Below are 22,724 nucleotides of genomic sequence, written 5' to 3'. Positions count from 1 at the left end.
GCGCGGCGGTGGTCAACGGGCGAACCCGCTACCGCAGGTACGGAGCCCGCGCCGCGCGGGCGGCCTCGATGAACGCCGCCAGCGTCTGGGGCCAGAACAGCTCATCCACACAGGAGTATTTCGGCAGGAAGCCGCGACAGGGCGCGTCACCGCGCGGCCCGACCTCGACCACAAGCGCCGCGACACCGAGCGCGCCGTATGCCTGGTCGGAACTGGTTCCCGATACCGCGTAGCCGACCGTCTCCTGCGAGGTGCCGACCTCGTAACCCGGCGGCGCGATCCGTTCGGCCAGGCGGCGCAATTGCCCGGCGTCACCCGGCCCCGTCCCCGTCGGGATCACGACGTAATCGCCGAAGGAATGCAGGTCGATGACCAGTCCGGCGGCCGTGTCCGGCACCTCGATATCGGCCGATCCGCCACGCTGATCGGCGAAGAGGCGCGACATCAAACCCTCGAGCGCCCCGGTCTCCGGTTCGGAGGCCGGATACGGTCCGCGATAGTCGTCATCGCACGGATCGGCGCCCGAACCGGGTTCGCCCCAGCGCGCGGTGAAATTCCGTTCCAGATCGACGCCCTGCCGGTAGTAGCGCACCACTCCGGTGTGGTCGCGGCACGAATCCGGCGCGAAATCGAGATTCTTGCGCTGGAATTTCGGCTCATCACCGCCGGAGGACACCACATCGACACCATCGGGATTGGCGACGGGCACGACCCAGATCTCGTTCTCGTCCAGGATCTCGGTCGCCACGGGATCCACGCCGTAGCCGTCGGCGAGATAGTCGATCCAGCGCCAGGCCAATTCGCCCGTCACGATCTCCCTGGCGTGTATCTGGGCGATCAGCAGCGATCTCGGTTTGCCCGACGCGAACGACAGATCGCAGCCCTCGGGCCGGAACACCCCGAGCCCGGTTTTCGCGACCGCCTTGACCAGGGCATCCACCCGCGGTGCGACGCCGGTGAGGCAGATCGCCCGCAGTTGATGGCCGCCGCGTCCCTCGGCCGCCGTCCACGATTCGCCGATGCCGTGCACCGTGGCGATTCCGGGATACCCCTGGCCGACGGCGTCGACGTGGCGCAGCATATCCGCGGCGGTGCGGTATCCGCCGTAATAGGTCGGCCCGTACACCGTGCAGACGATCCCGGAACACGCGATCGACGGAATCGGATCCCGCGCCGCCGCGGTACCCGATGCCGTTGCTGCCAGCAGCGCCGCCATGATTACGGCGATCCCCGCGCGCGATATCGCCACCGCCATCCTCTCCTCGCATCCGACAGCAGGTTCACCTGACCATGAGAAGCATTGGGGCTGTTCATAATCCGCGTAGCCCATGACCGAGCACCACCGCCACGACCAGCACCGGCGTGGCCGTCACCGACGCTATGGGCGGGATTCGGCTCCGTCCTCACACGTTCCGGATGAGAAACCGGGGACGGCGAAATCACGGGAGACCCGCGCGGGTGAATTCGCGATGTCGATTGGCCCACCATGACGTTATCGCTGTCACCGGGCCGCGAGATCGCTGTATCGTCGTCCCACGCCGAACTCGGCGTGAGACGACAACGCAGGTGCGGGAGAAAGGCAGATGCCCGCCGGAGACCGGGTAGGCGTCTGCGGGATGTGGCGATGGGCACGCGACACCCGCCAGCCCTGCGGCGAGCAGTGCTGAACGAGCGAATAGGTGACCGCCATGATCGCGGAGGCGAAGACGCCGGAACAGTGGGCCCAACTGTACGTGTCCTGCGGCCTACCCGGAACACATTCGACGACACCGGGATTCGTGGTCCTACCGCTGACCGGCGAGGTGACCGCCGTGAATACACCCGGCGCACTCGGGGACCGGATCGTGGCGCTGATGCCGACCCGCCATATCTACGGGCCCGTGCTGGCCCGACCGGACCCCGCGCGCTACACCTTTCTCACGTACAACGACCGCGGCACCGAACCGGAAGTGGATGAGGCGCTCACGCGCAACGGCGTCGACGTGGGGCCGCACCGGGCCAATGTCATCCTGCCGACCGGCCTCGGGCCCATCACCCGTGAGGAGCGGTACTGGCTGTGCTCGCCGCGCCCCGACGACCCGCTGCCCCCGCTCACGACGCTGCTGGAAGTGGTGACGGCCTGCCTGGACGCGCCGCGGTGATCGCTTCCGGCTCGGCTTCCGTCCTGGGTTCGGACTCCCCGCGGCCGTACATTGAATAGCAGGACGTGACGCGGGTCACGATGAACTCGACGAGGAGGCGCGGGTGCCGGAACAGGATTGCTTCGACTACGTGATCGTCGGCGCCGGTAGCGCGGGCTGCGTACTGGCCGACCGGCTGAGCGCGGACGCGGATGTCTCGGTACTGCTGCTCGAAGCGGGCGGCGAAGACGACGCGGACGAGATCCACATCCCCGCGGCCTTCGCCAGCCTCTTCAAGACCAAATGGGACTGGAACTACGAGACCACCGAACAGAAATATATGGACGGGCGCAAGGCGTACTGGCCGAGGATGAAGGCGCTCGGCGGGTGTTCGTCGATGAACGCCATGATCTACATCCGGGGCAACCACGCCGACTACGACGGCTGGCGCGACAACCACGGCGCGAAGGGCTGGGGTTACGACGATGTCCTGCCCTACTTCGCGCGCTCGGAAGCGAACACCCGATTCCACGACGCCTACCACGGCACCCGGGGCCCGCTGCACGTGGAGGACCGGCGCTACACCCACGAACTCACCGACGCCTGGGTCAGGGCCGCGGTCGCCTCCGGTCTCGAATCGAACGACGATTTCAACGGCGCGGCGCAGGAGGGCGTCGGCAGGTATCAGGTGACCTGCAAGAAGGGCCACCGCTGGTCCACCGCTGACGGCTACCTGCGCCCCGCTCTCGACCGCCCGAATCTGACGGTGCGCACCAACGCCTTCGCGACCGCGGTGCTGCTGCGCGGCACCAGGGCGACGGGCGTGCGCTACCGGCGCGACGGCGTCGAGCACACCGCCCACGCCGAGCGGGAGGTCATCCTGTCCGGTGGTGCGATCAATTCGCCGCAGTTGCTGATGCTTTCGGGTATCGGACCTGCCGCGCACCTGCGCGAGATGGGTATCGACGCGGTCGCCGATCTGCCCGGCGTCGGCGAGAATCTGCACGATCATCCGGTGGTCCCGATGCTGTGGTACACCAAGGGCACCTCGGATCTGTCCGGCTTCGCCAACCCCGGCCGCCTGGTGCAGTGGCAGGTGGCGGGACGCGGCCCCCTGTGTTCCAACGTCGGCGAGGGCGGTGGCTTCTTCGCTTCCCGCGACGATCTGGGCGCACCCGATATCCAGATCCACGTCGCGCCGACCGGCTTCTACGACAACGGTTTCCGCGAGCCGATCGCACCGATGTTCACCGCGGGGGTCACCCTGGTCAACGTCGCGAGCCGGGGCAGACTGCGACTGCGCTCGGCCGACCCGGCGTGGAAGCCCGCGATCGATCCCGGCTATTTCGCCGACCCGATCGATATGCGCGCGACCATCGCGGGCGCACGCCGCGTCATCGAGATCTCCGAGGCGTCCGCGATCGGAAAGTACCTCGACCGGCCCTATATCCCGGCTCGTGTGGCAGGGGTCTCCGACGAGGATCTGGCCGACCATATCCGGGCGTGGGCCCAGACGCTGTACCACCCGGTCAGCACGTGCGCGATGGGCGTCGGCGAGCGGTCGGTGGTCGATACGCGGTTGCGGGTCAACGGATTCGACGGCCTTCGGGTCGTCGACGCCTCGGTGATGCCGGAAATCCCCCGGGGCAATACCCATGCCCCCACCGTCATGATCGCCGAGAAGGCCGCCGACCTCATCCTCGGACGCACCTCATAGTCCCGAACTCCCGAAGAAAGGAGAAACGAATGACCACGGCTCCCGAAAACGTCACGACGGCAGAGACATTCGATTCGCTCGACCCCGCCACCGGCGATATCGTCGGCACCTACCCGGTCTATGACGCCGAGCAGGTGAACGCCGCGGTCGCCACCGCGAGGGACGCCGCGGCCTGGTGGGCCGGGCTCGGCTTCGCCGAACGCGGAAAACGACTGCGCGCCTGGGCCGGCGTCCTCACCCGGCGCATCCACCAGTTGGCCGATGTGGTGCACGCCGAGACCGGTAAACCGCATTCGGACGCGACACTCGAGGTCGCGCTTGTGCTCGACCACATCTCGTGGGCGGCCAAACACGCGCCGAAGGTGTTGGGCCGCAAGCGCGTATCGACCGGACTGGTGATGTCGGATCATTCGGCGTCGGTGGAGTACCTGCCGCTCGGTGTCATCGGCGTGATCGGCCCGTGGAACTACCCGGTGTTCACCCCGCTCGGTTCCATCACCTACGCGCTGGCCGCGGGTAACGCCGTCGTCTTCAAGCCGAGCGAGTACACCCCAGGGGTCGGCGCGTGGCTGGTCGACGCTTTCGCCCAGGTCGTTCCGGAAAAGCCGGTGCTGCAACTGATCACCGGATTCGGCGCGACCGGTGAGGCGCTGTGCCGTTCCGGCGTGGACAAGATCGCGTTCACCGGATCACCCGGCACCGGCCGCAAGATCATGCACGCCTGCGCCGATACCCTCACCCCGGTGGTGATCGAGGGCGGCGGCAAGGACGCCCTGCTCGTCGACGCCGACGCCGATATCGCCAAGGCCGCCGACGCCGCGGTATGGGGCGGGTTCGCCAACGCGGGACAGACCTGTGTCGGTGTCGAACGTGTCTACGTGCACGAGCGGGTCTACGACGAATTCCTCGGCAAGGTCACCGAATTGGTCGAACCGCTGCGCGCGGGCCCGGACGCGGGCGCGAAGATCGGGCCGATGACCATGCCGACCCAGGCCGAGGTTGTCCGCCGCCATATCGCCGACGCGCTTGAACGCGGTGGACGGGCGGTCATCGGCGGACTCGGCGCGGTCGGCGAGCGGTTCGTACAGCCGACGGTGCTGGTCGACGTGCCGAATGATTCGCTGGCCAATACCGACGAGACCTTCGGCCCGACCCTCACCATCGCCAAGGTCGCGAATATGGACGAAGCGGTGGACCTGGCCAATGATTCCCGCTACGGACTCGGCGCCACGGTCTTCGCCAAGAAGCGCGGTAAGGAACTGGCCAGGCGCATTCGCTCCGGGATGACAGCGGTGAATTCCGTCATCGCCTTCGCCGCTATCCCGTCGCTGCCCTTCGGCGGTATCGGCGAATCCGGTTTCGGCCGCATCCACGGCCCGGACGGGCTGCGCGAATTCACCTACGCCAAGGCCGTCGCCAGTCGCCGAATGCCCGGCCTGATGAATCTCACCAGTTTCGCCCGCACCGCCGCCAACGACAAGAACCTCACCACCCTCGCCACCCTGTTGCACGGACGGGGCTGAGCGGGCGGCAGCACGGCGTGTTCAGGGGGCGGACGGCCCCAACGCGGCATCCGGGCGCGGAGCGCCTGGCCGGGGTTCCTTGAGCTCGATGAACAGCGAGTGCGTTGCCGTCCGGCCGACATTGCGGCCCTGATGCTCCTGCGCGTCCAGCCAGCGAACCTGTCCCGCCTCCAGGTCGACCGGGACCTCCCGGCCGCCGGAGGAGATCACCCGCTGGAATGCGGTCAGAGTCACCATGACGCTGTCCGGATGGGCATGCAGATGTGTCGCGTCGCCCGGCACATCACGGTACTCCAGCACCCGCACACGTTCGTTCTCCCACACAACCCGGTACAGCTCCGGGTCGGTGACAACAGGATCGTTCATGGGACTAGAGTACCATGATGGCATGGCAGTACCATATGAGTCGAAGGGGCGAATCCGGCAGAAGCAGCGCACTCGCGACGCCCTCATCGAGGCCACCCGGTCCCTGTTGGAGAGCGGACGCACCCCGACCGTGGACCAGTCGGCCGATGCCGCCGGCATCTCCCGCACCACGGCATACCGCTACTTCGCCAACCAGAGACAACTGCTCCTGGCCGCGATGCCGACCATCGATCGGCCCAGCCTGCTCGAGCCGGACGCATCCGACGACGTCCACGTTCGCCTCGACCTGGTCATAGCCGAGCAGACGGAGATCTTGCGCAGGTGGGAGCCGCAGTTGCGGGCCGCGCTGCGGCTGTCGCTGGATCAGGAACCGCAGACGCCGCGCGACGGCCGCCCGGTGCTGCGACAAGGCAGGGCCATTACCTGGATCGAGGACGCGTTGACACCACTGACCGAGTCGCACCCGCATATCGATCGCAGACGGCTCGCCGTCGCCATTCGCGCCTGCTGCGGAATCGAATCGTGGGTCTGGATGGTCGACATCGCCGCCGTGTCACGCACGGAGGCCGCGACCCTCATGCGCGAGTCGGCACAAGCCCTGCTGGCCGCGGCCCTGGCACAACCCGGCGGACCCGCACAGCACTAGCGTTGCCGGATCGCCAGAAGTTCCGCGCTGACGACACGCAGCGCCTCATCGATCCCGGCACGGACGCGCAGCTGGGGCATCAACGCGATGTCGTTCATCACCGTCTGTGCGGCCTGGACCCGGATGCGGGTTGTCACCGGATCCCAGCCCGGGTGCACCTGGCAGGCCAGGTGCACCCATTCGGCGATGTAGGTGTGCTGGGTGGTCTTGGCGCGCTGCCGGTCGGTCGCGGGCAGATTCGCGGTTTCGGCGACCAGCAGCTGGAGCAGATCCGGATTCTCCAGGACGAATCGGCTGTAGCTCTCGACCAAGCGGCGCAATCCGTCGCGGGCGTCGGTAGCGTGGGCGAAGACCCGATTCATCTCCATCCGCAGCCATTCGTCGCCGCGGTACATCACTGCGGCGAGAATCTCGGTTTTCGCGGTGAAATGGTTGTACAGACTCGGGCCCGCGATACCAACGCTCGCGCCGATGTCGTCCATGCTGACGCCCGCGAATCCCTTGCGCGCGAACAGCCGGGTGGCCTCGACCAGAATCGTCTCGCGCCGCGATTGCATGGTGAGCGTCCGCGCGGGCGACGCGGACGGGACCGGAGCGGGCAGGGTGATCGGGGCATCGATGACATCGGTGACCAATTCGGCGAGCTGCCTGGCGAATCCCGGCTCGGGTAGCGAAAGGCTGTGGAAGGAAACACTTGTCACGGCGGCCAGCGCGCACCATGGCAGCAGCGCTGCCTCCGCGGGGCCGAGGCCGGGACGGCGCTGCCCGATCAGCACAGCCAGCCGGGCGCCGATGCGTTTGGTCACCGTCCGCAATTCGTCCCGGTGTTCCGGGGAGAGATGGCGCGCCTCCCGCTGCCACAGCACCCCGACCCGCCGATGTTCGAGGGTGACCGCCGCCAGCCGTTCGGCGATATCGTCGGGACCGGCGTCGGCCAGCACGGCCTCCAGCGTGCGCACCGCGTCGACGACGACGGTGACCAGCAGATCCTGCTTGCCACGGAAATGCCGGTAGAGCGCCGACGGCCCGATCGCCACCGCCTCTGCCACGTCGCCCATGCCGACCTTGGTGTAACCCTTGCGGTAGAACAGATCCGCGGCCGCCCGCACGATCAACTGGCGCCGATTGGCGGGGCGGGTACCGCGTGCGGGGCTGCGTAGCGCCTGCCCGTCCGTCCGGACCATCTCCTCCTCCGATCCTCGCCCGGCAGCGAGCGATCATTCCAGCATCGATACCGCGACCCCGGACGAATGTCCGCACGGCCCGGCAGGTTTCGCACACGCGCCACGGCCGCATGCCGTCGGATCGGGCGAAGGCGGCTTCCGAGCCGGATGTCCCAGGCTATCTCTTACTATTTGCTATTCACTTACCGCAGAGTACTCGGCCTCGACCACTATCGTTGCGACATACTGCGCCGGAAATTGGCGGTAGCGGACGTATCATCCACGCGAGACGTTCCGATAGTGACCCCTGTTACACTATGGCCGGTTCACTTCAGCGGAGATGGAGCGACCGGTCACCGCCTGCGACCAGACAGACCGCTGTAGGTCACGACACGAAGGAAGTTCGCCGATGTACCTCACCCAGGGCCTGCACCGCGCCGTGCAACAGAATCCGGACGGCATCATGACGATCCACGGCGATCGGACCAGGACTTTCCGGGAGACGGCCGAGCGGGTGGCACGGCTGGCCGGCGGATTGCGCGGCCTCGGTGTCGGAGAAGGCGATCGGGTCGCGATGCTCGGACTGAACTCCGACCGTTACAGCGAGTACCTGCTGGCCGTGCCGTGGGCCGACGCGGTGCTGAATCCGGTCAACATCCGGTGGAGTCCGGCCGAAATCATCTACAGCTTCCAGGATTCCGGCACCAATGTGCTGTTCATCGATGACGCGTTCGCGCCGATGCTGCCCGCCATCCGCGCCGCCTACGACGGATTGATCGCGGTGATCCACTGCGGCGACGGACCCACCCCCGAAGGCGCCCTGTCCTACGAGACGCTGGTGGCCGAATCCGAGCCGATCGAGGACGCGCGCCGCGGCGGCGACCAACTGGCCGGACTCTTCTACACCGGCGGCACCACCGGATTCCCCAAGGGCGTCATGCTCAGCCACGCGAATCTGTTCGCCTCGACGCTCGGATCGATTTCCACCGGCTACCTGTTCGGACCCGGCGGCCGGTACCTGCATGCCGCGCCCATGTTCCACCTCGCCGACCTCGCGGGCTGGATCGCGCAGACCACCCTCGGCGGCACCCATGTGTCGATCCCCGCCTTCGACCCGGTCGCCACCATGAAAGCGATCGCCGCCCATCGCATTACCGGCTCCCTGCTGGTACCTGTGATGATCCAGATGCTGGTCGACCACCCCGAGATCACCGAACACGATCTGTCGAGTGTCGAGCAGATCATGTACGGCGCTTCGCCCATCGCCGAGGCGGTGCTGGAACGCGCGATGAAGGCATTCCCCAACGCCCGGTTCACCCAGGCGTACGGGATGACCGAATTGGCCCCGGTCGCGACGCTACTCGGCCCCGACGAGCACAGGGGCGCTCTGCTGCGGTCGGCCGGACGCGCCGCCCCGCATGCCGAGGTCCGCATCGTCGCCCCGGAGGGCAACGAGGTCGCGCGCGGCGAGGTGGGCGAGATCGCGGTGCGCGGCGACAATGTCATGCTCGGCTACTGGAACCGGCCGGAGGAGACCGCCGCCGCGATTCGCGACGGCTGGATGCACACCGGCGACGGCGGTTACATGGACGAACAGGGTTTCGTCTTCGTGGTCGACCGGATCAAGGACATGATCGTCAGCGGCGGCGAGAACGTCTACTCCGCCGAGGTCGAGAACGCCGTCGCCGCGCATCCGAATGTCGCCGCGTGCGCCGTCATCGGCGTGCCGGACGAGGAGTGGGGCGAGCGGGTGCACGCGGTGATCGTCTGCGTCCCGGGCACTTCGGTGACCGTCGAGGAGATCCGCGAACACGCCAAGACCAAGATCGCCGGGTACAAGGCGCCGCGCAGCATCGAACTGGCCGCGACCCTGCCGGTTTCCGGTGCGGGCAAGATCCTCAAACGAGAACTGCGCAAACAGTATTGGGACGACGCCGAGCGTCAGGTGCACTGACGTCGCGGTCGGACGGGCGTGGCGCCGGAGTTCGTGGATTCGCGAGCTCCGGCGCCGCGCCCGCTCAGAACAAGGTCATCGGCTCGGTCGGAATCGGTTCGGGCAGCGGGTCGAGTCCGGGAACGAGCTCGCGCACCGCGTCGTGGAACCGGCGGGCAAGCGGCAATGCGCTCGCGTTATCGGGCGTGTGGATGAAAACCGTCGGTGACCGGCCTTCGCGCAGCCACGCGGTGACCACATCCAGCCACGGTTCCCACCCCTCGATGGTGCGCAGCTGATCGTCACGCCCGTGGTAGCGCACCATCGGGAATTCGGTGAGGGCTCGGGTGCGACGCGCCACCCTCGGCTTCTTCGACCACGCCTCCTGTTCGGCCGCGCTGGCGGGCAGTCCGTCGAAAAGGACCGTGGTGTCGAAGGTGACCCATTCCGCGCCGACCCGGCCGAGGACCCGCTCCAATTGTTCGGCGGCGCGGCGATCATCGAAGAAGGCCGGATGGCGCACTTCGACAGCGGCGCGGCACGACGGCGGCAATCGGCGCAGGAATCCGGCGAGCGCCCCGAGATCGGTCGGGCCGAAGGATCCCGGTAGCTGCACCCACCAGGCGTGCACTCGGGGGCCGAGCGGCGCCATCGCGTCGAGGAACGCGCGCAGTTCGGCGTCGACCTCGGTGAGCCTGCGCTCGTGAGTGATCGGCTTCGGCAGTTTCACCACGAACCGGAAATCCGGATCTGTCTGCGCCGCCCAGGATTCCACGCTCCGGCGCGACGGCGTCGCGTAGAAGGTCGTATTGCCCTCCACCGCGTTGCACGATCCGGCGTAGACCCGCAGCGCCTCCGTCGCGGGCAACTGCCCTTCCTGCCAGGCAGCATGGCGCCACATCGCGCATCCCACGTGAAGCCGCATATCGCGACGCTAGCGCACCGCGTATCGCGTGCGCTCTCGGCGGTGATCATCCGCGGTGGGTCCTCATACGCCGCCGCTCACCATGCTGGACGGCATCGGCACCGGGTCGGCGATGACGATGCGGCGTCGCCCCAGCAAGAGCAGACCGCACGCGCTCCCGACCGTGATCAACACCGCGGCGATACCCGGCGTCGAGTTGTTCAGGATCAGATCCGGGTCGGCGTTGAAAACCCTGCCGCGCATCGCGATGACCACGCCGGGGACGAAGAAGGTGGCGAGGGCGAGCATGATGCTCGAACTCTGGCCTGGCAGCGCCGCGCCGAAGCTGTATCCGGTCAACAACGACAGCGTCACCGTCGCGACGATCGCGGCGCCGGGCACCGCGGACTGCGGACCCGCGGCCGACACCGCGAAAATCGCGAGCATCACCATTCCCGCCATCGCCGCGACCGGGTAGGGCCGCAGCAACCCGTACCACAATCCGACCGCCATGCTGGCGATGAGCACCGGAACCAGCCACGCGGACAGCGGAACCAGGACGATCGAGCCGCCGATCGCGGAGATCGCGGCACAGAGCTGGATCAACACGCCGTCACGACCCGGCAGCAACCCGCCGACAACCAAGGCCGTGAGCACAGCCGAGCCCGAAACCAGCACGATCTCGACAGTGGTGTGGCCTTTGCTCATCAGCCATTCGGCACACAGGACCGGTGAGCTGACGCCGATGACCGCGGCCAGAATCGGCCGGATCGGCAACTCGACGCTGATCGTGAGGTAGCGCCGCCCGGAGCGGAATCGCAGCCCGCACCAGATGACCAGCGCCGTCCCCGGCCAGAGCAGCCACAGCGACGGCGAGTCGATGATGAACCAGGCGATCGGCGCATACCGCGCGGTGTCGCCGTCCGCACCGGAGGACATCGTGAGATCACCGACGATGACGCTGCTGAGCGCGCCGAGAATGAAAGCGAGAATCATCGACAGACGGACAGCCGCCGCGGCCACCGAACCGCCGAGCACAAGCCCGCCCGCCAGCGAATCGATGTAGTTCAAGGTGGTGAGCGGAGCCGTCTCGGAGAAACCGCGTCCGAAGAGGTGATTGGCCAGCAGCACGATCATCCCGCACAGCGTCGCCGCCCATGGCGCCATCAGCGACTCGGCGGTACTGGTGAAGACCGCGATCACCACGGCCACCAGGCATCCGATGGCCGCGGCGCGCGGCAGGCTTGCCGCCAGCAACTCCGTCTGCAATGTCGCGGTACCGCGCACCCACGACCGCGAGACGGGGGTGGCGAGCGCCAGGCCACCGATCACGGCGCATACGAATGCCGTGATTACTTCGCCGAGCCTGGTGCCGTAACGCACCGTTTCAACCTAACCGACCCAAGATCGCTTGCTAGCCGTTTGCTCAGTAATCGGTCATTTTTTCCAAACCCGACGCACCCCCCTCGTCGTCACGCCGACGGCCGTAGCGCGCGCAGCAGCCGGGTCGGGTGAGATCCCGCGGCTCATGAGGGCTCCCGCGACCAAGGCGATAGGGAGCATGGCGATGCCGTACACCCCAGCGGGGACGGCCATGCGGATATCGTCGAGCACACTGATGGCTATCGTCATCGCCAGGGTGCTGTTGTGGATGCCGATCTCCATCGAGCACGCGACGGCCTGGGCGCGGGCGACACCGGCCGCGGCGGGCACCCAGAACCCGAGCGCCAGGCTCGTCACCGCGAACGCCAGCACCACCACACCGACATCGAACAGGTAATCGAGGATGTTGGCGCGTTCGGCGAAGACGGCCGCCACGGTGACGATGGCGAGGAAACCGATCGACACAATCCGCACCGGGCGGTCCATCCCGCGCGCGAAATCCGGGGCGGCGCGTCGGGTCAGCATTCCCACGGCGACCGGAACGAGCACGATCGCGAAAACCTGGAGCACCTTGGTGAGTTGCAGTCCGAGTTCGTCACGGCCCGCGGGCGCGAAATAGGCCAGTGCGATATTGGTGAGCACCGGCAGGGTGACGACCGAGAGGACGGAGTTCACCGCCGTGAGGGTCACGTTCAGCGCGACATCGCCGCGGAAGAGATGGCTCAGCAGATTCGCCGTCACCCCGCCCGGCGACGCGGCGAGCAGCATCACCCCGACCGCGAGTTGGGGTTGCAGGTCGACTAGGACCACCAGCCCGAACGCGATGGCGGGCAGGACGAGCACCTGACAGCCCAGTGCGATCAGCACGGCCTTCGGGAAGCGCGCCACGCGAGCGAAATCATCGACGGTGAGCGCGAGACCGAGCCCGAACATGATGAGCGCCAGCACGATCGGCAGCGCTACGGTGACCTGCCAGCCTGCCATCGGCGACCCCTCACCCCTTCGTAGCCACCGGGGCCGACGGCCTCCGGAGGGCAGTGTGCACCACACCAGCCCGAAACGATCGCGGACACGGATCGAATCACGATGTCGGCGAACATAATTCAGCTCACGATTCGCACCGGCCCGCGCAAGGGGACGATACACTCATTTACAGGCCAGATCTCCTATCAAATAATCGACCAGAGAAGACACAGGACTTCGCCGCCGGGAACAGCCCGTTCTGTTCCCGGAAAGATTGGGAGGCAAGGTGATCCATCGCAGCGGGAAGGACGCGGATCTCGCGCCGCCCGAGGACCGTCACCGGAGGTGCAGGATGATCGAGGGTTCGAACGCGTCCGAGGCGGAGGACGGCGCCGAACCTCGTGACCGTCGCGCCCCCGACGAACCGGCGGGGCGCCTGCCCGCGAATCGAATGTGGACCGTCTCCGCGGTGGTCGTCGAAGGTGACGACCTCGAACCACGCCACGGCGTCGTCGCCGCGGCCGACCTCGGTGACGCCGCCGAACAACTCTGCGAATACCTGCCCGAAACCCGGCCCGACGACGGCGACTACTACCTCGTGGCCAGGGAGGTTCCGTTGATGGCGCGCGGCAGGCGCAGCGGGAGACAGCATCCGCGCCCCACCTGGGTCAGTCCGATCCGCCGCGATGACGACACCGGGCAGACCACTTACGGCCGCTGGATGGTCGCCGACGATCATCCGCATTTCCGCGATCACGGGCCCGGCTATCTGAACTGAGCCGCCGCACTCCGGTGGCGGCTCCCGGAGCGAGCGCCGTCGAATCGGTCACATCGGCGGCCACGCCGGTGCGGAAGGTGGTTCACGGCGGGCAATAAATGCAGACATGCGCATGTCTGCACAATCGGTTAGGCTGTCCCGAGTAACCGAGTCGACGAGAGGGCGTTGTGGTCATGGGAGACCAGTGCGTGTCGCCGAAGCAGTCCGCCGGAGACGTCCCGACCCGGACCGCCGAGCCGGGGCATTCCGCCGAACACGAGCACGACCATGATCACAGCCACCGGGGCGGGCACGGCCACCATCACGACCACGGCGTGTCCGCCGATTCCGATCCACGCTGGCTCTCCATCGCACTCGCGCTCATCGTCACCTTCATGGCGGCCGAAGTGGTCGTCGGCATTGTCGCCGATTCCCTCGCGCTGATCTCCGACGCCGCGCATATGCTCACCGACGCCGCGTCGATCGTGCTCGCGCTGGTCGCCATCCGACTCGCCAAACGTCCCGCCCGTGGGCAGTACACCTACGGATTCGAACGCGCCGAAATCCTCTCGGCCCAGGCCAACGGCATCACCCTGCTGCTACTCGCGGGCTGGTTCCTCTACGAGGGTGTCGACCGGCTGATCCATCCGCCCGCTGTCGAAGGCCCGCTGGTGCTGGTGACCGCGCTCGTCGGCATCGTCGTCAATATCGCCGCCGCGTGGAGTATCAGCCGCGCCAGCCGTACCAGCCTCAATGTCGAAGGCGCCTTCCAGCACGTACTCAACGACCTCTACGCGTTCATCGGAACCGCCATCGCGGGCGCCGTGGTGTGGCTGGCGGGCTATCCCCGCGCCGACGCCATCGCGGCGCTGGTGGTCGCCGCCCTCATGGTGAAGGCGGGGTGGTCGCTGGTGCGCGAATCGGGACGCATCTTCCTCGAAGCCGCCCCCGCCCACCTGAATCCCGACGATATCGGCGCTCGCATCGTCGGCATCGCACAGGTCGTCGAGGTGCACGACCTTCATGTCTGGCTGATCACCTCGGGGCAGCCGTCGCTGTCGGCGCACATCCTGGTGGCCGACGGCGCGGACTGCCACGCCGCGCGATCGACCATCGAGCAGACATTGCACAGCGAATTCGGGTTGGCGCACACCACGTTGCAGGTCGATCACATCGGCGATGTCGATCGGCCGCATCAGGATGCGCACTGCGCCGACGCGCACGGCCCGGTGCATCGGGCCTGAGCACAGGGCGCCCCGCCCGACTCGACCCGCCCGGCTCGACCCGTCCGGCTTGACCTTCGACTTACCTGAAGGCCCATGCTGAGGCGGTGACGGGCGGCGAGGCGGACGAGTTGATCACGATCGGAACGATGGCGCGGGCCAGCGGACTGACCACGAGCGCGCTGCGTTTCTACGACGACGGCGGACTGCTGATTCCCGCACGCGTCGACGAGACCACCGGATATCGGTACTACACGCGGGCGCAGAGCGAACGAGCGGTGCTGATCCGGCGGTTACGCGGGGTCGGCGTCCCGCTCGGCGCGATCGCCGCGATTCTGGCGGGCGACCCGGACGAAGCCGAACGCCTGCTCGACCACCACGTCCGCGAACTCGAGCGGCGCGCGCAGGAGGCGGCGCGGGTGGCCGCGGCGGTCAAACACCTGCTCGGCGCGCGCCGGCCCGCCTCGGTATCGGGGGCGACACTGGCACACGCGATCGGACAGGTGGCGGGCGCGGCGGCGCGCGACCATGACATACCGGTGCTGGCGGGGGTTTTCGTCGAGGTGAATCCGAATTCGGTGACGCTGACGGCGACCGACCGCTACCGGTTGTCGACCCGCACCCTGGTAGCGGATCAGCACGACGGCGGCACCTGGTCCGCGGTGGTCGAGACGACCGATCTCACCGGACTCGACGGGTGGCTGCGCCGGATCGCCGTGGTCGGCGTCGCACGCACCGACCACGGGGTCGTCCTGCGAGGTGACGGCGTCGAGAAACAGTGCGCGACCATCGAGGAGACCTTCCCTGACTATCGCGCGATGCTGGCGGACCTCGCACCGGTGACGACCAGGATCGTCGTGGGCAGGGCGGCATTGCTCGACGTGCTCGACGCGGCCTCCGATCCCCTGATCTGCGCGACGGGCGACACCGCGTTGTCGGTGTCCACCCCCGGCGGCGCGGTACACACCATTCCCGCCTCGGGAACCGGACCTCGTGTCGATCTCGCCTTCACCGCGACCACCCTGCGTCCCGCCGTCGAGGAAGCGCTCGGTCCCGACATCATGTTCGACATCTCCGGCCCCGATCAGCCCGTCGTCGTCCGATCCGCGACCGACGGCGATCTGACCACCCTCGTCATGCCCCGAGCCATTGCGGCCCCCACCGAGAATGAGGACACCCGTTGACATCCACCGACGCGACCATGAACGCCATCACCGAGGCCGTCGCCCTCGGCCGCTCGGGGCACAGGACAGCCGCGAGAACGGCGCTCGGCGAGCTCTGGACATCCATCGGGCCGCTGGGCGATCCGCTGCACCGCTGCACACTCGCGCACTATCTCGCCGATCTCCAGGATGACGCGGCACAGGCGCTGGCCTGGGATATCCGAGCCATCGACGCCGCGGACGGTCTCACCGACGACCGTGCGAGGCGCCATGATCGGAGTCTCGACGTCCGCGGCTTCTACCCCTCGCTACACCTGAACCTCGCCGACAACTATCGCCGTCTCGGCTCGTTCGATGCCGCGCGGCGCGAGATCGACACGGCCCGAACCCACCTGCACACCCTCGGCGACGACGCCTACGGCACGATCATCCGCTCCGCGCTGGACGGCGTCGAGGCGGCGATCCGAGCGGGCGACACCGCGCCGCGCGACACCGCGCCGTAGGCCGGGGTCAACTCGGCACAGCGGGTACCGGGCTCGGCTCGCGCACCGTCACGAGGACAACGACATCGCCGTCGAGAGCGTCACGCTGGACAAGTCGACGAACGAACCGCACCAGGGGAATTCGCCACCGATACTTGGCGTCGATCTCGGACCGCACATACGGCAGCAGCGTGCCCGCGGTCACCAACTGGGCCTGCCCTTGGCGCTGATGTGATCCGAGGGCGGGATTGCCGCGCCAATCACCCGGTTGGACGATCACGCGGCTGTCGTGCGCGAACTGATCGGCCTCGGCAGACTGCGACGACACGCCGAACGCGAGTTGGGTCTCGCCGATCGGGACCACCAACCGCGGCACGGTCACGACCTGCCGGGGACCGGTGGACCGCGCCACCAGCACCGTCTTCGCCTCCCGCCACGGGGTCGCCGTGTCCGGGTGTCCACGACGGCCGCGCGCCTGCCTCGGGGCGTGCGCGGGCCGCGCGATCTGCTCGCGGCCGACTGGAACATCGACCAGGGTATTCGTCATCGAGTTCGATCCTTTCCGGTGACATATCGGTGTCGGGTTGCGCGAATCGGGCGATCGGCCCCGTCGCCGATACGCGTTCGCTCCTCGGGGCGACCCGACCACCCGTGTCCCGGGCAGCCAAAGACGAACGCGAAACCCGCGATCCCCCATTGGATTCACCGCACACCCCTACGTCGACAGCCATACCCCGATGCCGCCCGGCCAACCACCTGTGCCACCCACGGTGGACAACCCGGCCCCGAGAACAGGAAGATCGGGTCATGAGTGGACGCATCCCCAGCCGATGGGAGGACATGACGGCCGCGGACCCGGCGCATTCGGCGTGGTACGTGCAGCGATTCCGGACGCTGGCCGAACAGGGGCAGGACATCGTCGGGGAAGCACGGCTGATCGACGCGATGCTCGGCCGGGGCAGTCGGGTTCTCGACGCGGGGTGCGGCGCGGGTCGGCTCGGCGGCTACCTGCACGGTGCCGGTCACAGCGTGGTCGGCGTCGATGTCGATCCGGTATTGATCGCGGCGGCCGAACAGGACTATCCCGGCCCGACCTGGCTGGTCGGCGACCTCGCCGAATTGGATCTGCCTGGCCGCGGGGTCGAGGCCGATTTCGATGTCATCGTGTGCGCGGGCAATGTGATGACCTTCCTCGCGCCGTCGACGCGGGAAGCTGTGCTGGCCGGGTTCGCCCGGCATCTCGCACCGGCGGGCCGGGCCGTCATCGGTTTCGGCGCGGACCGCGGCTACGAGTTTCCGCAGTTCATGGCCGACGCGGCAGCCGCCGGTCTGACGCCGGATCTGCGACTGTCGACCTGGGATCTGCGCCCGTTCACCGACGATTCCGAATTCCTCGTCGCCGTGTTCTCACGCGCGAGCTGACCGCGAGGGCTCGGCCTCAGTGCTCGCCGATCAGATGGCCGACGAGTTCGCCCATCGTCGTGTCACTCGGCGCGTACGGCTGATAGAAGCAGACCCGGTCCGCGATCGCTCCGACGCGGTCGCGGATCTCGGCGGCCACCCGCGCGGGTTTGCCGCGCGCCGCGATGGTTCCGAGGATGTCGTCATCGATCAATCGGGCCATATCCTGCCATCGCCCGCGCTTGGACAGGGCGTTCAACTCCGATTGGAGATCACCCCACCCGTGCAATTCGAGCACCGGCCGGTACGCGGGCGTCGAACCGTAGAAGCCGAGAAGTCTGCGCGCCGCCGCGTCGGCGGCCTCCTGCTCCTCGTCGGTATCCCCCACCGCGACGATGACTTCGGGAAGAATCGCGAAGTTCGCCGGATCACGGCGACCGGCCGCGAGCCCTTCCTGGACCGCGGGCAGCACCCGTTCACGGAGGAAGCGCCCGGAATTGAAGGGCATCACCAGCAGTCCGTCGGCCACCTCGGCGGCCATCCTGGTCATTCTCGGTCCCAGCGCGCCGACGAAGATCGGCGGCGGGCCGAACGGGTTCGGCCCCGGATTGAAGGTCGGCGTCATCAGGGTGTGCCGGTAGTACTCGCCGCGGAAATCCAGCCGCGCGCCGGAATTCCAGCAGTCGAAGATGGCGCGCACCGCGGCGACCAGTTCGGCCATCCGGTCGGTTGGACGCCCGAACTCGATGCCGAATCGCTTCTCGATCTGCGGCCTGATCTGCGTGCCGAGCCCGAGCGTGAACCGCCCCGAACTCAGCAGTTGCAGATCGTTGGCCTGGTGGGCGAGATGAATCGGGTTGCGCGGGAAAGCGATCGCGACATTGGTCAGCAGATCCATCTCGCCCACGGTGGAGGCCAGCGTCAACGGCGCGAAGACATCGTGGGGCCCCTCGAAGGTGAACACCCCGCTGACGCCCATATCGCGCAGTGCCGCGGTGCGCTCGGCCGCGTTCAGCGGCCCGTAGATCGCCGTGTAGACCTTCATTCGGCCGGTCCGCGTGGTCGCATAGCCATCCCATACAAGAACACGTTCTAACGAGCGCAAGGTAACACGATCACCCAGGCAGGGGGAGTATCCACCGGAATCTCACAGCGGGCAAACGGAGCGGGGCCGAGCGGGCGCGCGGTGCGCCAGTCGAGGTGTCCGACCGGCTCCGAACAGGAAACCGCGCCGTCGGAGGCCGGGGAAGCAGCCTCCGACGGCGCGAGCACAGGCGGGGTCAGACCGCGTTGGGGTGCCAGGTCGACACAGCCCAGATCACCACGATGCTCAACGCGATGATCAGAATCGACCACCACGGGTAGTACGGCAGGGACAGGAAGTTGGCGATGATCGTCAGCGCCGCGATGATGATCGCGCCGACCTTGCCCCACGTGCTCCCCGTCATCAGGCCGATGGCGCAGAGGACGAGTATGGCGCCGAGGACGATATGGATCCAGCCCCAGCCGGTGGTGTCGAACTGGTAGATGTAGTCCGGTCCGACGACGAACAGTTCGTCTTCGGCGACCGCTGAAATACCTTCGAGGATCTGTAGGACGCCGACGGTGAGAAGTAATATCGCGGCGCCGATGGAGGTACCCGCCGCGATTCCTTGACGGACCGGGCGCTGGCCGGTTTCCGGATTCCGAGTCGTCATTGTTATCCCTTCCACGAAAGAAGAACCTCGGTCGATCTCACCGTGCGAATGCCATCGATTTCCTCACCCGCTACGGGTGATCGGGATTCCCGATGGGCCCGCCTCGCCCGGTTTCCTCGCAGTCTTTCTCGCCGATCAGCGTGCTCACCGTCTGCGGCTCACCCATCTCCGGGGAGTCGCTGCGTCTTTGCTATGCACAAACAGTGCTGTTCGGTCGGTATGCTCAGCAGGTCGGAACGGCCGGCACGTGATGCGGTAGCACCTTCCCAGGAGGCTAGGGTGGACTCTTCGCGGCGACTCCAACTTGTCGATACTCCGGCGGTGATCACCGGTGACGCGACATCGAGCGATATCCCCGCGCCGTTGTTCACCCCGCTCGTCCTGCGCGATATCCACACTCGGATCAATCAGGCCGCCACGACGGATGTCGCCCGCGCGGTACTGATGTGTTCGCCAGCGGGTAGCGGGAAGACGGTTCTCGCGGCCGAATGGCTCCGCCGCCACAGGCGATTACATCCGGACACCAGATTCTGCTGGCTCACCATCAGCGAGACGCTCGACAATGCCGCACGGCTGTGGGCCGCGGTGCGCGCGGAACTCGGCCTGCCCGCCGAACGCGGCCATCAACTCGCCGACCCGATGGGAAGCGCCATCGATCTGGCCCAGGAATTGGCCGGGCAGCAGCCCGCGGTCCTCGTCCTCGACGACGCCCATCTGCTCACCGACCCGCTCGCCCTCGCCGGGCTGGAGCAGTTCCTGAAATACGCGCCTGCCCGGGTGACGACCATCGTCACCGGCCGCTACGAACCGCCGTTGCGCTGGCACGCCCTCGATATCGCGGGCCGCCTGCTCCGCCTCGGCGCGACCGATCTGGCCTTCGGCCCCGAACAGATCGCCTCGGTGTTCGTCGAACACGGTTGCCCGCTGGACGATTCCGAGATCGCCTCGATCCAACAGCTGACCAGGGGCTGGGCGGCGCTGGTGCGCATCGCGGCGATCTACACCGCCATGCACGGCCCCGACCGAGCCGACGCGCTGGCCATGCTGGCGCACGCGCCGCATCCGATCTCGGATTTCCTCGTCGGCGAGCTGATCGAGGCGCTCGACGCGGACGTCCGCGAATTCCTGCTGGTCACCTGCGTTCCTGAATCCTTCACCGAGGCATTGGCCGAGGAGTTGGCCGGGCCCCGCGCGCCGCGGATGCTCGATGATCTGGCGCGCATCAACTTCCCGGTCCAGCACACCACCCACGCGGACCGGATCCGGTACTCCTACCACCCGATGCTGCGGGCCTATCTGCTGGCCGAACTGCAACGTAGCGCGCCACAACGAATTCCGGACCTCCATCGGATCGCCGGGTGCTGGTATCTGTCCGCGGGAACTCCACTGGCGGCGCTGCCACATCTGCTCGCCGAGCCGGGACAACCCCGATTGCCCGAGTTCATCAGGGAATACGGGTTGCATGTCGTCCTCGACGGCGCGGGATCGATCCTGTTCGAGAAATTGGACGCGGCCACCGCGCGTCTGCTCGATGATCCCTACCTGCGACTGTTGCGGGTGATCGACGCGGTCGAACGCGGTGACCACGCCGCGGCCGCCGCGTATCTCGACCAGATCAGAGCCAACGGCCCCGTCGACTCCGTCATCGTCACCGACGCGTGGGCGGCTGCCGCGCGACTGGCCGCCGCCGCCGCCGTCGCGGTGGCGACCGGAATCGAATCGGCCTCCTCGGATGAGCTCGAGTCCGCGCCGCATCGCGCCGAACCGCCGACAACGGGCCAGCCGGACCTCGACTGCTATGTCGCCATCCAACTCGGCACCATCCGCGCGTTCACCGGCGCCGGCGGCGCGGCGTCGCGGATGCTGCACCGGGCGCTCGCCCTCGCCGAACATATCGGCCACCACCGGATGCAATTGCGCGCGGTCACCCGTCTGGCGGCGGCCGCGGCGCTGGCGGGCCAGGTGACGCTGATGCGGGAACGCGCGACGCGCGCGGTCGACCTCGGCGCCGAATACGAACTCACCCATCTCCCCGACCACGTGCAGGCGGTGGCCATCGGCGCGCTCGCCGCACATCTGCAGGGCGACGACATCACGCGCCTCGACCTGGCCGCCCTGTCGCGGACGCGGCGCGGACTCGACGGGGCGAGTGAGCCCATCGCGGGCAGGCACGCCTACATCATCGGCCTGCTGCTGACCTTCGACGAGACCGTCGACAAACACGCGGCGGCCATGTCGCTGCACGCCGAGATGCACCGACTGCTGGCCGAACCTCCCCATCCGCCGCTCGGCGGCCGACTACTGATCCCGGTGGTCGCGATCCTGCTGCGGTTGCACGAGCGCGACGCCGCACAGCAACTCGCCGACGCCGGACACCGCGCCCTGCACGGGGCCCCGGATTCCATCCTCGCTGCGGCGGCGGTGTCGGAAGCGGCGAACAAACCACTGGACACCCTCGACATGGTCGCGCCGCTGCTGAAACGATCCGCGGAATTGCCCGCCTACACCGCCGTCACCGCCTGGCTGCTCTACGCGTCGGCGTGCCATCGGCTCGACCGTCAGGTGAAGTCCTACGAAGGGTTCGCCGAGGCGGTGCGGCTGGCCTCACCGGATCGGCTGGTTCGGCCCTTCTTCGAGGTGCCCGGCGTCCTCACGATGCTGCACGAGCACGCCGGGCGTTTCGGCGCCGACAACGGTTTCGTCGAGACCGTACGCGAGAATTCCGCGGCACGCCCGCAACCGATGAGTCCGGCACTCACCGATGCCGAATTGACCGTGCTGAAACAACTCCCGAGTGGACGCACCGCCTTGCAGATCGCCCAGGATCTCGGCGTCTCCATCAATACCGTGAAAACACATCTGCGGTCGATCTACACCAAACTCGGCAGCAATTCGCGCGCCGACGCGATGCTGCGGGCCCGCCGCATCGGGGTGCTCTGACCCTCGCCCGCCCCGGCCCGGATCTCATCCGCGTCGGGTGAGGACGCCGCGCCACCGGTCGAGGCACTCTCTGTTCGGGGCCCGATCCACCGCCCGAGCCGCGGACAGCCGAAAGGAGTGCCCATGCCGGATCCGATCCGATACCAGTTCATCATCGACGGCAAGCTCTCCGAACGCGCGCTGGCCGCCTTTCCCGAACTCGCCGCGTCCGATCGGGCCCCCGGCGAGGTGACCACCCTCTACGGGCCGGTCACCGACAGCGCCGCGCTGCGCGGCATCATGGCGCGCATCGATTCGCTCGGGCTCACCCTGCTCGAAATGCGGCAGATGCCGGACTGAGACG

The 22,724-nt window shown here is 67.7% G+C and carries 21 protein-coding genes; 12 read left to right on the top strand and 9 right to left on the bottom strand.

Features of this window, described 5'->3' with window-relative positions; genetic code table 11:
* Positions 1-28: 28 nt before the first annotated feature.
* Positions 29-1,249, bottom strand: coding sequence for a M14 family zinc carboxypeptidase (locus ABZS43_RS00455; RefSeq protein WP_355033641.1), 1,221 nt, complete (start codon positions 1,247-1,249; stop codon positions 29-31).
* Positions 1,250-1,679: 430 nt separating this feature from the next.
* On the opposite strand from ABZS43_RS00455, the gene ABZS43_RS00450 reads away from it, so the two are divergent.
* The 3 genes from ABZS43_RS00450 to ABZS43_RS00440 all read left to right on the top strand — a co-directional run bounded on the left by ABZS43_RS00450 (position 1,680) and on the right by ABZS43_RS00440 (position 5,360).
* Complete coding sequence (locus tag ABZS43_RS00450) at positions 1,680-2,141, top strand: hypothetical protein (RefSeq protein WP_355033640.1); 462 nt, start codon at positions 1,680-1,682, stop codon at positions 2,139-2,141.
* 103 nt (positions 2,142-2,244) lie between these two features.
* A complete protein-coding gene (locus ABZS43_RS00445; RefSeq protein WP_355033639.1) occupies positions 2,245-3,837 on the top strand; it encodes a GMC family oxidoreductase N-terminal domain-containing protein in 1,593 nt (530 codons plus the stop codon).
* 29 nt (positions 3,838-3,866) lie between these two features.
* Positions 3,867-5,360, top strand: a complete 1,494-nt coding sequence (locus tag ABZS43_RS00440; protein ID WP_355033638.1) for an aldehyde dehydrogenase family protein — start codon at positions 3,867-3,869, stop codon at positions 5,358-5,360.
* 21 nt (positions 5,361-5,381) lie between these two features.
* On the opposite strand, the gene ABZS43_RS00435 is transcribed toward ABZS43_RS00440, so the two are convergent.
* On the bottom strand, positions 5,382-5,726 hold the full coding sequence (locus tag ABZS43_RS00435) for a cytoplasmic protein (RefSeq protein ID WP_355033637.1): 345 nt from the start codon (positions 5,724-5,726) through the stop codon (positions 5,382-5,384).
* Between the two features lie 22 nt (positions 5,727-5,748).
* On the opposite strand from ABZS43_RS00435, the gene ABZS43_RS00430 reads away from it, so the two are divergent.
* Positions 5,749-6,372 carry a helix-turn-helix domain-containing protein gene (locus ABZS43_RS00430; RefSeq protein ID WP_355033636.1) on the top strand — a complete coding sequence of 208 codons (624 nt, stop codon included), beginning with the start codon at positions 5,749-5,751 and terminating at the stop codon, positions 6,370-6,372.
* Here ABZS43_RS00430 and ABZS43_RS00425 read toward each other — a convergent pair.
* The gene (locus tag ABZS43_RS00425; protein WP_355033635.1) at positions 6,369-7,556 is read right to left on the bottom strand and encodes a TetR/AcrR family transcriptional regulator; all 1,188 of its coding nucleotides are present in this window, start codon (positions 7,554-7,556) and stop codon (positions 6,369-6,371) included. The genes ABZS43_RS00430 and ABZS43_RS00425 overlap by 4 nt on opposite strands.
* 388 nt (positions 7,557-7,944) lie before the next feature.
* On the opposite strand from ABZS43_RS00425, the gene ABZS43_RS00420 reads away from it, so the two are divergent.
* On the top strand, positions 7,945-9,489 hold the full coding sequence (locus ABZS43_RS00420) for a long-chain fatty acid--CoA ligase (RefSeq protein WP_355033634.1): 1,545 nt from the start codon (positions 7,945-7,947) through the stop codon (positions 9,487-9,489).
* A gap of 64 nt (positions 9,490-9,553) precedes the next feature.
* Here ABZS43_RS00420 and ABZS43_RS00415 read toward each other — a convergent pair whose 3' ends face one another.
* The 3 genes from ABZS43_RS00415 to ABZS43_RS00405 all read right to left on the bottom strand — a co-directional run bounded on the left by ABZS43_RS00415 (position 9,554) and on the right by ABZS43_RS00405 (position 12,739).
* Positions 9,554-10,369: a DUF72 domain-containing protein gene (locus ABZS43_RS00415; RefSeq protein ID WP_355033633.1), complete on the bottom strand. Its 816-nt coding sequence runs from the start codon at positions 10,367-10,369 to the stop codon at positions 9,554-9,556.
* An 87-nt stretch (positions 10,370-10,456) separates the two neighbouring features.
* The gene (locus tag ABZS43_RS00410; protein ID WP_355033632.1) at positions 10,457-11,755 is read right to left on the bottom strand and encodes a hypothetical protein; all 1,299 of its coding nucleotides are present in this window, start codon (positions 11,753-11,755) and stop codon (positions 10,457-10,459) included.
* 54 nt (positions 11,756-11,809) lie between these two features.
* Positions 11,810-12,739, bottom strand: coding sequence for a bile acid:sodium symporter family protein (locus tag ABZS43_RS00405; protein ID WP_355033631.1), 930 nt, complete (start codon positions 12,737-12,739; stop codon positions 11,810-11,812).
* 331 nt (positions 12,740-13,070) lie between these two features.
* Between ABZS43_RS00405 and ABZS43_RS00400 the strand changes: the two genes are divergently transcribed.
* The 4 genes from ABZS43_RS00400 (at position 13,071) to ABZS43_RS00385 (ending at position 16,364) form a co-directional block, all read left to right on the top strand.
* The gene (locus ABZS43_RS00400) at positions 13,071-13,496 is read left to right on the top strand and encodes a hypothetical protein (protein ID WP_355033630.1); all 426 of its coding nucleotides are present in this window, start codon (positions 13,071-13,073) and stop codon (positions 13,494-13,496) included.
* 314 nt (positions 13,497-13,810) lie between these two features.
* A complete protein-coding gene (locus tag ABZS43_RS00395) occupies positions 13,811-14,719 on the top strand; it encodes a cation diffusion facilitator family transporter (protein WP_355033958.1) in 909 nt (302 codons plus the stop codon).
* Between the two features lie 86 nt (positions 14,720-14,805).
* On the top strand, positions 14,806-15,882 hold the full coding sequence (locus ABZS43_RS00390; RefSeq protein ID WP_355033629.1) for a MerR family transcriptional regulator: 1,077 nt from the start codon (positions 14,806-14,808) through the stop codon (positions 15,880-15,882).
* Positions 15,879-16,364 carry a hypothetical protein gene (locus ABZS43_RS00385; protein ID WP_355033628.1) on the top strand — a complete coding sequence of 162 codons (486 nt, stop codon included), beginning with the start codon at positions 15,879-15,881 and terminating at the stop codon, positions 16,362-16,364. Before ABZS43_RS00390 ends, ABZS43_RS00385 begins: the two co-directional genes overlap by 4 nt.
* A gap of 7 nt (positions 16,365-16,371) precedes the next feature.
* Here the strand turns inward: ABZS43_RS00385 and ABZS43_RS00380 are convergent, their stop codons facing one another.
* Positions 16,372-16,890 (bottom strand): hypothetical protein, encoded by a 519-nt coding sequence (locus ABZS43_RS00380; RefSeq protein ID WP_355033627.1) that lies wholly within the window; start codon positions 16,888-16,890, stop codon positions 16,372-16,374.
* A gap of 260 nt (positions 16,891-17,150) precedes the next feature.
* Here ABZS43_RS00380 and ABZS43_RS00375 point away from each other — a divergent pair, with 260 nt between their 5' ends.
* On the top strand, positions 17,151-17,765 hold the full coding sequence (locus tag ABZS43_RS00375; RefSeq protein WP_355033626.1) for a class I SAM-dependent methyltransferase: 615 nt from the start codon (positions 17,151-17,153) through the stop codon (positions 17,763-17,765).
* Between the two features lie 16 nt (positions 17,766-17,781).
* On the opposite strand, the gene ABZS43_RS00370 is transcribed toward ABZS43_RS00375, so the two are convergent.
* Both ABZS43_RS00370 and ABZS43_RS00365 read right to left on the bottom strand, forming a co-directional pair.
* A complete protein-coding gene (locus ABZS43_RS00370) occupies positions 17,782-18,789 on the bottom strand; it encodes a TIGR03617 family F420-dependent LLM class oxidoreductase (protein WP_355033625.1) in 1,008 nt (335 codons plus the stop codon).
* A 235-nt stretch (positions 18,790-19,024) separates the two neighbouring features.
* Entirely contained in the window at positions 19,025-19,441 is a 417-nt protein-coding gene (locus tag ABZS43_RS00365) for a hypothetical protein (protein WP_355033624.1), read from the bottom strand.
* A 279-nt stretch (positions 19,442-19,720) separates the two neighbouring features.
* Here ABZS43_RS00365 and ABZS43_RS00360 point away from each other — a divergent pair, with 279 nt between their 5' ends.
* Together ABZS43_RS00360 and ABZS43_RS00355 are read left to right on the top strand one after the other, a co-directional pair.
* Entirely contained in the window at positions 19,721-22,381 is a 2,661-nt protein-coding gene (locus ABZS43_RS00360) for a LuxR C-terminal-related transcriptional regulator (protein WP_355033623.1), read from the top strand.
* Between the two features lie 123 nt (positions 22,382-22,504).
* On the top strand, positions 22,505-22,720 hold the full coding sequence (locus tag ABZS43_RS00355) for a hypothetical protein (RefSeq protein ID WP_355033622.1): 216 nt from the start codon (positions 22,505-22,507) through the stop codon (positions 22,718-22,720).
* Positions 22,721-22,724: the final 4 nt, after the last annotated feature.

The sequence above is a fragment of the Nocardia sp. NPDC005366 genome, from assembly GCF_040606855.1.
Classification (GTDB): Bacteria; Actinomycetota; Actinomycetes; order Mycobacteriales; family Mycobacteriaceae; genus Nocardia.
Note: the sequence above shows the minus strand (reverse complement) of the source record. Positions and strands in the feature narration are given on the sequence as shown.